The following is an 11,062-nucleotide window of genomic DNA, read 5'->3' on the forward strand; positions in this document are numbered from 1 at the left end:
ACTCCGTCAAAGTAGGTAATTTAAACTTACCCCCTCGGCCTCCAGGTAATTGCAATAATTTTGCTGTCACCTCAGTACAAGTGTCTAAAACTGGCATTGTAGCCATGGGAGAATCGACAGCCATGCGGTGAAATTCTGCTCCCATGATATTGACGTCAAAACCTAAATTTTGACCCACAATAAATTTTGACTTACTTAACGCGATATTAAATTTCTCTAAAACTTCGGAAAGCGAAATTCCTTCAGCAGCTGCTAATTCAGTCGAAATACCGTGAATACGCTCGGCATCATAAGGTATATTGAACCCATCAGGCTTGATCAAATAATCTTGATGTTCGATAAGGTTTCCCATCTCATCATGCAATTGCCATGCAATTTGAATACAGCGGGGCCAGTTAGCCGAATCAGTTATAGGAGCGTCCCAACGCTTTGGTAATCCAGTAGTTTCAGTATCGAATATTAAATACATAGTTGTAATTGAGCAGGTTGCAACTTTTAGTTTTTACTAAAAAGGAACTTCAAATTTAGGTTTTTTTAAAACCAATGTAAAGGGGAAGTTATTAACAAATATCAAGACATGCTGTCAAATTAGGTAATGGTGCTTTTCGATTTTAGCCACCATTGCAATCACATTACGCTATAAAAATATAAATATATGTCTAGATAAAAAGCAGCAGGGAGGCTATTTGTTTAATTCATTGAATTTTTCAATCATTTTGTCACCCTTTGCAGATTTTCCTATTTTTTGCAAAGCAATACCATATCTAAAATAATAGACCGGCTCTACTTTATTTGTAAAAGCAAACAGTTTTTCATACCATATTGCCGCTTTCTCCATATCTTCTTTAAAAAAATGAGAGTCCGCTATTTTTTGAAACATATCAAGAGACATATACCCCTTAAGCGCTACCCTTTCATAAACTTCGATAACATTAATAGTGATTGAGGTTTTTCTAGCGATGGGCTGCTCAGCTTTGACAACCGCTTTAGCCGTCATAGTACTTAGCGAAAACAAAGTGCTTGGAGTAAGTGAACTCAAATATACGGTAACAATATCAACAGATTCAACTGTGTTAATAGCGCTAACCTGTGTTTTTAATTCAAGTAGTTTAGGACTACCATTACTTGTTTCCTTGGTTAGTTTAGCTCTTTTACTTGAATTATCTAATGAGCGATAATTTACTGACTCCTTTCTTCTTTTCTCTCTTAGAGCTCTACGCGCTTCCTTTTTACTCTTCGCATCGTTGTCGTTTTTTGAATCGGATGTTATGCGCTCATTTTTATCTTTATTGACACGGCTATCGTGCAGTTTTAAAGCTTTAGAAGATAACTGTAACTTATTCCCTAATGTCTCTTTTAATTTATTTTTTAAACTTTCATCTGAAACACTATCCTCTATTATACTAGCTTTTTGTTCTCTAATTTTGTAGGAATATACTTTTGTAAGTGCTGCACTCTCTTGAGATAGATTTAATTTTTTACTCCTTCGATTTTTCCGTCTTCTACTTCTCTTACTTTTATTCTCGTTTCCTTTTTTCAGCTTTTCTGAAGATATTTTTTGAGAATATTCATCTGCATGTACTACTTTTTCAGAAGTCGATTTATGATCTACATCTCTAGAATTACTAGCAATTAAATCCGTGGTTTTACTTATGTATTGTTTTCTAACTAATTGCTTCGAAGTAACTATTTTGGTAGTTTTGACCCTGTTAGGAATACTATTTTGCTTTTGATTTGCACCCGTTTTGGGCTGTAATTCGCGGGTGATTGTATCGTTATCAACTTTTTCTTTAGATTTTACACTGTTTGTTGGAGGTTTAGAATATAGTGCTTTTTTTATGGGTATAAATCTTTTAGGTGGTAGAGTAACTTTATTTTTGTCAAGTGAACCATTGCTATAACTGTTACCTTTGGTGGCTTGATCATCTTCTATTATAATTTCATAAACCACATTTGGTTTGCGCTTTTTGGACCGTCCTTGTTCTAAGTTCTCGGTTTCTACATAATATTTTTTAGTAGCCCTACCGTCTTTATAAATAGGTGTAATAATCCTTAAATTTCCCGGACCAAGGCTAACTTTACTAATAAGCAATAAATTTGACACGTTATAATGCGTGGTACTTCCTCCAAATTGAGTGTTAATAACCTCATCAACTTTATAAGACAAAACATTTTCAGTATCAATACCACTGTATATATTAACATCTTGACCGTACCCAACGTAAGAGCAACATATAAGTATAGCGATAAAGAAGATTGACAAGTTTGTAGATTTCATCTCTAAAAATCATAACTGTTTAAAAATCAGAAAGTACTGAATTTTAACAAGAAAAAGCCAAAGATATACTTTTACACACTACTTTACCTCCAAAATCGCTAAATAATCATTAGACATAAAATCTTTTAAACTATTAGCTAATAATAACTTAAGCTAAAAAGTGTTTGATTAAGATGTAATATATTGGGACATTAAAATGGACAATTAAAAGTCTCAGTCTTGACTATAAAAGCAAACACTATTGCTCGCTTTCGATTTTTTTTCGAATTAAAAATAAAAACCCGCCTCCTTCTGGGAAACGGCTTTCTTTCTAATTACAAAACAGTATTAAACAGGCATCAACTCAACCTCTTTATTTTTACTCTCAAGAACAACATTGAACCATTTGCCATTTTTATTGTACTGTTGCACTTTATTTGCTTCAAGTGGGTCCATAACTAACAAATAAATCCATTCGTTATTGAGTAGCTCTTGTAGATTTTCATTTCGCAGAATTATTTCGGAAACTCTTGAGACCGGCGCATGAATCACTACCGACAAACGCAATGGCTGGTGGTACATTTCAAGATCGGTCTGCATTAGAGACTGTAAAGGCAGTCCCATTTTTAAATCACCTCCATTACCTTGTACTACGCCAAATTTACCCGTTACATTGTGCGTTATTTTCGAACCTCCACCAAAAATAGCGTTATCAACAGTAGAGAAATAATAATGATTATTGATCCACTGGGTTACCACCATTGGACCTTGCATGATTCCCTCTAGCGCTTTCCCTGTATCATCCATTTCCCAATCATAGGAATGAAGAAAACAACGACCGTCCAAATTATTATGTTTAGTCAGTTCCCTTGAACCTATGACAAAAGCCGCGTTCTTCGCCAAGCCCCATTCAGGTCTAGTTTCGGCCCAATCATTTGCCTTGGCTTGTGCTTTTAACACACTATCCTTAACACTACCTAGACGCTCTTGAGTAGCGGTTTGTTGTGCTTGGTTCAAAGCTACTTTAAAATTAGAAAGTTCAGCTTCACGGTTTTTTGGAACTGCTGCATCAAATAATACAATTTCGTCCGTTGTAGTGTTGTGCTCACCGCCAATAAATAATGTATTCACTGGTATTTCAATTCCATATTCTACTTTTAAGGCTAATTGAACCTCTGGTTGATTGGCTAATTTTGCTAGCATGCGCGCATTGTGTCTACCTGGGCTTGCCGCACAAGCGCCACAATCCAAACTCGAACCAAAAGCATTATTAGCGGAATGACTACCGTGACCAATAAAAAGAACTAGAGGTGCAAATTGTTTCCACCCCATTAAATCGAAAGCTGATTTCACAATAGCCACTTTTTGGTTGAGCGGAAGGCTTATCTCAAATTCCTCACCTGAACAACTGCTAGTTATTTGAGGTTCACAAATCGTTTCTAATTCCGTACCTTGTTTTTGAGTAAGTCGGTATAGCCAACCTGGTTGCAGTGTTCGTGCTATTAATGACAAACCATAAAAAAAACCTGACCCTTCAACAAATCCAAAAGCAGATGGCAGCATGTTTTTCATTCTTTTCAAAAAATAGTCTTTGAATTTTAGTAACTCCTTTTGCTTTTTGAAATCGTAGACTTTTGCTTTTTGGAACGGTTGCGCTGTTTCAGTAACGAGATAGGCGGAACCCACGATTGGCGGACATGATTTTCTAGTAATTCCATCACTCAAGTTCTTATAATCCATGGCTATACCAAAGAATCCCGCATATCCAAAGGTTTCATAATTTCCTTTGCTCTCTACATGTCTGCGTATTAGTTCAGAACGGGTATCAATACAAAAAACCATTTGCGCCTCAGGAAGTTTAGCATCCTCATTTATTAATTTCCCTTGTTTTTGACTCAAAGTGGCTAATAACTGTTCTTGCCAACTTTTTTCCCAGGCTTGTAACCAAACATACTGCAGTTTTGAAATTGAAGTTGGTTCACCATGCGATTTGTTTTCAGCGTAAATCTCAATTTTTAACTTTTTTGCTATCCAAAGTCGTACGGCTAAATAGTCAGTTAAACTAATTGGATATTCCTCCTGCCATTGAGAACCAGATACTAGGCGGTAGTTGATATACCCCGTCCAACCCGGCAAAGCAGCCAAATGATTGGTAAATATTTTTTCATATTCAGTGCTAGTATATCCTTCTGTAGCAACTTTTAAAGCCTCTTCACTCGTTTTTGGGATTTCATGTAATGCTGTTTTTGGCAAATCCGTGTCGTAGATTGCTAATTTGCGCCAAGCTTTATAAAATCCGTCTTCCTTATTTGGCATTTCCCACTCAGCCAAGCCTTCATCCATAAAAGCAGCTAGCCATTTGGACATAATAGCATTTAAAAGTTGATTTGTTTTCTTGTGATCATGAGTAGTTGAAACTCCCATTTGTCGCAAGTAATCAGTAACTGGAGCTAAAAAATTATGTTCTTTTAGTAGCGCTACAAGTATTTGCTCATTAATTTCTCCTTTTGCTAAAGCTTGCGCAAATACCGAAGCTTCTGGAAAAACATTTGCATTGAGCTGGTCCTTTGCTAGCAACACTGCCTTTTCAAATGACATTTTTTCGTAACCAGCTAAAGGATTTGAGGTAACAAAGGAATACAAAGGCCAGGTCTTACCAACAACTAGAGCTGCTGCATCGATACTTTTTTGAAATTTTGAATTCATCATGCTTGTTTTACTTGTTAAAAACCGTTTTTTTGTTAGGCTGAGAGCTATTTAATAATTGAACGTACAACCAAGGAAAATTGCGATATATGCCTAGTTTCATTATAAAAAAACCAGATAGGAATACTATTCCAAAAATTACTTCTATAGTAGAAAGGGCAATAGGTAAATCGATCATTGGCAAGTCACTCATTATAACTGTGATTGCATTATAGAAAAAGGCGTAAATTACAATCCCAACAAAAAATAAAAGGGAGGGTGATACTATTTTTTGAACTACCGTTAAGTTATCCTCTTTTACAATATTGTAGGCCACCTGCCCAACAGTAATCGCAACAATTAGAACAAGAAACAATCCGCTATTGAGCGCCAATCCTTTTCCAGTTAAATATGCAAATAAAAGGGCGCCTAAAATCCCAAAGAAAAGTACAGCAACTGCCTGGACGGGTTTAATGCTACTATTTTTAGGCTTCGATGGTTGAGAGAGTTCTATCTCTTCTCCAGCAGACAAGAACAAATACGCTTTGTAAAATCCATGCAGAATTAAGTGTACTACAGCAGCATTGAAAAATCCTAAACCACATTGCATGATCATAAACCCCATTTGAGCGATGGTAGAGCAAGCAAGCTTTTGCTTTACATTAACCTGAAGTAACTTGGCAAATTGAGCAAAAATAGCGGTCACACCTCCAATTATTAAAAGAATAATTAAAGTATTAGCTGTAAATAGAACGGTAGAAAATAAGGTAAGCAATAGACCCGATCCATTTACAAATCCAGCATGCATTAAAGCCGATGCCGGCGTAGGAGCTGTCATTGCAGAAAGCAACCATCTATGAAAAGGATAAATAGCTGATTGAATTATAGCCGCCGTAATAATGCACAAAGCAACAACTACAGTCAGATAGTGTGGTACATCCTTAACTTTGGCACAGAGTCCGGTAAGAGTAAAGTCATCCGTTTGGTACGCCAATAAAATGACTCCAGTACTCAAAAAAACGCTTCCCGCTAAAAAATACTTTAGCGCGAATGCTGCTGCCGCTTTTGCTTCGGGCCAGTCTTTATCAACACCGATCAATTGGGACATGAAAATACCCATAGCAAGCCACATGCCTAGGATAAGGACTAAATGGTTAGCCATTACAAAAATCATGATCGAGCCGGTAAAACCCAAACACAACATTACAAATTTAGTATGATACCTAAAACCACTTAAATATTTTTTACCATAACTATTAACGATGGCACTAAAAAAAGTTACTAGTGTCCATATAAGAAGCGTAAAGCAATTTACTTTTAATAGATTCCCATAGCGCCACTCAGGAATACTGGGAAAGTAAATTATCAATGCGAAGAAGTTGGCCAAAAACAAAATCCACAATAAATAATTGGTGATTTTAAAGGCTGGTAAGAGTTGCTGATTTTTTGCTAACATTCGATTTTTTAATTAGGTGTTATCAATTCTGCCGCAAATTTCACACTTTTAATACATAAATTTTTATTTATATTTGTTATGCCATACATAAAATTTATTTATGAAATACGGCGAAAAAACTGTGCGACTGAAATAAATTTGAAAATAAACCACAAAAAAAGGCCTTGATTTCTCAAGACCTTTTTAACTAATTCTATTACTATTTTTTTACAAAAAATTCAATCCTAAGGTTAACCCAAAAGCAATTGGTTTTATACTAGCATTTTTAGCTGTGCTGTATAATCCATTTGCTTTCCTTTCTGTTATTCCAGTTGGGTTATAACCTATAAAGGATTCCCCTTGTTTTTGGTCAATTACAGTTCCATAACCCATATCTAAAAACATTGCTGTGGACACTGAATGCTTCATTCCCATTTCAAAAGTAAATCCAAGTTCAAACGTACTCATCACTATTCCTTTTGTTTGGTACTCGCCCGTCGCTTGATAATTGTTCTGACTTCCAAAAACATACTCAGGTAAGTTTTCAATGAACAAGCAGTAATACTTGCAACGCGGACATATAAAGTACCAAAACTTTGGTAAAAGAAAGGAAAAACACTTGAATCAATAGTTAAAGGTGTTGCGATTTTGCAAATTAGCGCTTTTAAATCACGACAGTCAGCAAACACAAAGTGATCCAATAGATGTTACAGCAGCTCCGATAGTTACCGAAGTTAAGCGGGTACGAGCAAAAGCACCTTCTCCAATAGAAGCAACCGAGGCAGACATATTTATGGAGGACAAACCACTGTTTGAAAATGCACCATCTCCAATAGTACCAAGCTTACTGCTATCGCTAAAAACTACTTGCGTAAGGAAAGGGCACCCATCAAATGTACTATTTCCAATAATAGTAACCGAGTCAGGTATACTTATATATGAAAAAGAATAGCACCTAAATGCATTAATTGCAATACAGGTTACGATGTAACTAGTCCCGTTATAATATACCACTGCGTGGTTGTTTATAGATACAAAAGGTTCATAAAATGAATAACCAACTACTGAAACATTGTTTTCAACATTACCACCATAAGAATATTTAAGACCGCCTTCTTCAAAGTTGGTTTGTGCAGAAGCCAAACTTATCGACAACAATACTAAAAATAAGAGTAGTTTTTTCTTCGTAACTTTTTAATTTTATATTACTTAAAAACAGTAATACATCAAAGTTCATTTGAATAGTCCAATCGGACATTTTGAAGTTTTTTTTAAGAAGAAACTTGATAAAAATAAGCAACCAGCTCATTCGCTTGCATTAATAATAATAGATACTTCTTAATTTATGCAACACAAATCAATAACATTTACTAAAAAACAACATACAAAATTTAAAATAAGAAAAGTTCAAATAATTTTGAAATTATTATTAGCAACGTTTGCCACTATGAGTGGATATAAATGATTTGCCTAATTTATTGTTACATCGGGACGTAGATCAGACGGTAATTTATTGAATCTTTTCTTAAATGTGGCACTAAATTTACTAGGACTATCGTAGCCTACCTCTATCGCAATTTGTTTTACTTGCATAGCTGTATTTTGAAGTAATTGCAACGCTAACTCCATTTTTTTTTCAATTATATACTGCAAAATCGAAACCCCATAGACTGATTTAAAATCACTTTTTAATTTTGAAGGAGAAATATCAAGCTTTTCGGCAAGTGCATCGATACCTCCAAATTGCTCTGATAAATTTGTAGTAATTAATAATTCACACTTAGCTATTTTTTTATAATCAACAGATCCTTGCTCCTCATAATCATTTTTACGTTCATCCAAAAAAACATTATTAAAAAAAGAAGTTAACAAGCTTAAAGATTGTGACTTTAAAATTGTTTTGTTCAAAATATTTTCGTTAAAAGTTTTAAAAGTATTCAGAATTTCCTGTGATAACTCAACCGCATTTGGAACGATATCTTGATAAGATACGAAGCCTTTATCTGAATCTAAAAAATTCTTAAAAGGCATTTTATTGTCTAATTGATCTAGCGGTATATGTTTTTGAAGCCAGCAAGGGCTTACGTAGTAAATATAAAACAAACATTTAGAACCTTTGTAAAAACAAGCACCTACATCAACACCAGGTTTTTTAAAAGCCCAGAATTTATTTTTAAAAGGCATCTTGTCTATGAAAACATTATTTAATTTAACCTCACTTTCAAAAACTGAAAAAGTAATCGAGTAATGATCACTTGGTATCTTTGGATCGTATACCGATTTAATTACACTATCATGCTTAAACTCCAGCTCTGTTATCGTTAACCATAATCCTTCGTCAATATTTCGATAGCGCATCGATCCCCTAATAAAAGGATTATTCCTAACCACTAGCTGCTCTTCAAGATAATGCTTACTTCCTGGGCTTTTTATGGTGGAGGCTATGAATAATTCTGGTGTGTTTGCCACAAAAGGAAATTCAAAAAAACCATCTCGGTAGAACTGAAAATTAGGTGTAATAAATTGAAACCACTTTGACAGACCCATATATGTGTTGTAAACTTAAAATTAATATTAAATTCTTTTCTAATAATTATCCCAAATAAATAATCTCAAGAAAAGCAAACAGCAAAATAAATTAAACTGAATGCAAATTAACAAAAAATAAAGAAATCGTAAAACACGTATAAACCCCTAAATGTCATCAATAACTTGTTGACAATAAAAATAAATTTATAAAAAGAAAATATTTAAAGGCAACTTCACGAAATTTAATTATTACTGTTTATTAAAAAAGTTAGGACACAGTTAAAATCCTATCAATAATAGGCAAAACCAAATTAAAAGACAACGTAACATTTTTTTGAACTTCGTAATCAAGAAACAAAAAACAAACTATAATAGCATGATAATAACGCTCATTTTAGAGTAATTGACGATACAAAAAAATAAATATAAAAAATACATTTTTTCGAATTTTCACATAAAAACCATCTAAATCCTTCAAAATTGAACTAAAAACAGGTGAATAATTTCATAATTAACAAAAAAAAACATGTCACAAACAACAATATCAGTGATTAGTAATCACTTTATTGCTTTTTCTTCAAAACTAAAAAATGTGTTATCCTATCTTAAAAGACAATCGCATGAGCAATATCGTACTTTGGGTATCGTATAAAACCAAATACACAAATTGACGACTTCCTCTCTTTTTTTAATTTTGTTTTCTATTACAAGCGCTAGAAAAACTGGCATTGTAAAAATTAGAAATTAAAATCATTACAATGAGTAAGACATTATTTGATAAAGTATGGGATGCACATGTTGTTCGCAAAATTGAGGATGGACCCGACGTGTTTTTTATTGACCGCCATTTTATCCACGAAGTAACAAGTCCAGTAGCTTTTTTGGGATTGAAATCTAGAAATATTCCCGTTTTATATCCCCAACGCACTTTTGCAACAGCAGATCATAATACACCAACAATTAATCAGCACCTTCCAGTTGAGGATCCTTTATCAGCTAACCAACTAAAAGCACTCGAAGATAATGCCGCCGAATATGGTATTTCGCACTGGGGTCTAGGTCATGATAAAAACGGAATCGTACACGTAGTAGGTCCTGAAAACGGAATTACCTTACCAGGAGCCACTATCGTATGCGGTGATTCACACACGTCAACACACGGTGCTTTTGGAGCGATTGCTTTTGGGATTGGAACTTCAGAGGTTGAAATGGTACTTGCTACGCAATGTATCATGCAACCGAAACCAAAGAAAATGCGCATCAACGTAAACGGAACCCTCAGTAAAGGTGTAGGTCCTAAAGATGTGGCTTTATATATTATTTCTCAATTATCTACCTCTGGTGGAACAGGATATTTTGCCGAATATGCCGGAAATGTTTTCGAAGAAATGTCTATGGAAGGCCGTATGACTGTATGTAACCTTTCTATCGAAATGGGCGCGCGTGGCGGAATGATTGCTCCCGACCAAAAAACATTTGATTTTCTTGAAGGCAGATTATACGCACCAAAGGGAGAAGAATGGACAAAGGCAGTGGCTTATTGGAAAACATTAAAAACAGATGCCGACGCAAAATTTGACTCAGAGCTACATATCGACGCCGCAGATATCGAACCGATGATTACCTACGGTACTAACCCGGGAATGGGAATTGGAATTTCTAAAAGCATTCCAAATGCGAGTCAAGTGTTAGGTGGAGCTGAAACCTACAAGAAATCTTTGGCCTATATGGGATTTGAAGAAGATGATGTTATGATAGGAAAACCAATTGACTTTGTGTTTCTAGGAAGCTGTACTAATGGTCGTATTGAAGATTTCAGAGCGTTTACTGATATTGTAAAAGGTCGTAAAAAAGCTGATAACGTAACCGCATGGTTAGTACCAGGCTCGCATGTTGTCGAAGCCCAAATTAAAGAAGAAGGTTTACTTGACATTCTTACAGAGTCTGGATTTGTACTGCGTCAACCAGGATGTTCGGCTTGTTTAGCCATGAACCCCGATAAAGTTCCTGCTGGTAAATACGCAGTTTCAACTACCAACCGTAACTTTGAAGGTCGTCAAGGCCCCAAAGCACGTACCTTGCTAGCAAGCCCATTGGTTGCAGCAGCATGTGCTATAAGTGGTGTAGTAACTAATCCGGCATAAAGCAATTTATTA

General features: G+C 35.0%; 8 protein-coding genes. 1 reads left to right on the forward strand and 7 read right to left on the reverse strand.

Annotated features, from left to right (window positions below; translation table 11 throughout):
- From P8M54_RS12805 to P8M54_RS12835, 7 genes are all read right to left on the reverse strand, one after another.
- Positions 1–469: 3'-5' exonuclease (locus tag P8M54_RS12805; RefSeq protein WP_300288310.1), on the reverse strand; the 469-nt coding region annotated here is incomplete at its 3' end.
- A 213-nt stretch (positions 470–682) separates the two neighbouring features.
- Positions 683–2,278, reverse strand: a complete 1,596-nt coding sequence (locus tag P8M54_RS12810; protein ID WP_300288311.1) for a hypothetical protein — start codon at positions 2,276–2,278, stop codon at positions 683–685.
- 327 nt (positions 2,279–2,605) lie between these two features.
- Positions 2,606–4,966, reverse strand: a complete 2,361-nt coding sequence (locus P8M54_RS12815; protein ID WP_300288312.1) for a DUF2309 domain-containing protein — start codon at positions 4,964–4,966, stop codon at positions 2,606–2,608.
- 7 nt (positions 4,967–4,973) lie between these two features.
- Positions 4,974–6,398, reverse strand: a complete 1,425-nt coding sequence (locus P8M54_RS12820) for a proton-conducting transporter membrane subunit (protein ID WP_300288314.1) — start codon at positions 6,396–6,398, stop codon at positions 4,974–4,976.
- Between the two features lie 207 nt (positions 6,399–6,605).
- Positions 6,606–6,932, reverse strand: a complete 327-nt coding sequence (locus P8M54_RS12825; RefSeq protein ID WP_300288316.1) for a hypothetical protein — start codon at positions 6,930–6,932, stop codon at positions 6,606–6,608.
- 123 nt (positions 6,933–7,055) lie between these two features.
- Positions 7,056–7,520 carry a leucine-rich repeat domain-containing protein gene (locus P8M54_RS12830; RefSeq protein ID WP_300288317.1) on the reverse strand — a complete coding sequence of 155 codons (465 nt, stop codon included), beginning with the start codon at positions 7,518–7,520 and terminating at the stop codon, positions 7,056–7,058.
- 327 nt (positions 7,521–7,847) lie between these two features.
- Positions 7,848–8,924: a helix-turn-helix transcriptional regulator gene (locus P8M54_RS12835; RefSeq protein WP_300288319.1), complete on the reverse strand. Its 1,077-nt coding sequence runs from the start codon at positions 8,922–8,924 to the stop codon at positions 7,848–7,850.
- A gap of 740 nt (positions 8,925–9,664) precedes the next feature.
- Between P8M54_RS12835 and leuC the strand changes: the two genes are divergently transcribed.
- The gene (gene leuC / locus P8M54_RS12840; RefSeq protein WP_300288320.1) at positions 9,665–11,050 is read left to right on the forward strand and encodes a 3-isopropylmalate dehydratase large subunit; all 1,386 of its coding nucleotides are present in this window, start codon (positions 9,665–9,667) and stop codon (positions 11,048–11,050) included.
- Positions 11,051–11,062 lie beyond the last annotated feature (12 nt).

Source organism: Flavobacterium sp. (genome assembly GCF_029242675.1).
Taxonomy (GTDB): Bacteria; Bacteroidota; Bacteroidia; order Flavobacteriales; family Flavobacteriaceae; genus Flavobacterium.

Excerpts from the sequence above, each read along its gene's own strand:
- P8M54_RS12820 (WP_300288314.1), bottom strand. The coding sequence starts at position 6,398 with ATGTTAGCAAAAAATCAGCAACTCTTACCAGCCTTTAAAATCACCAAT.
- P8M54_RS12810 (WP_300288311.1), bottom strand. The coding sequence starts at position 2,278 with ATGAAATCTACAAACTTGTCAATCTTCTTTATCGCTATACTTATATGT.
- leuC (WP_300288320.1), top strand. The coding sequence starts at position 9,665 with ATGAGTAAGACATTATTTGATAAAGTATGGGATGCACATGTTGTTCGC.
- P8M54_RS12815 (WP_300288312.1), bottom strand. The coding sequence starts at position 4,966 with ATGATGAATTCAAAATTTCAAAAAAGTATCGATGCAGCAGCTCTAGTT.
- P8M54_RS12835 (WP_300288319.1), bottom strand. The coding sequence starts at position 8,924 with ATGGGTCTGTCAAAGTGGTTTCAATTTATTACACCTAATTTTCAGTTC.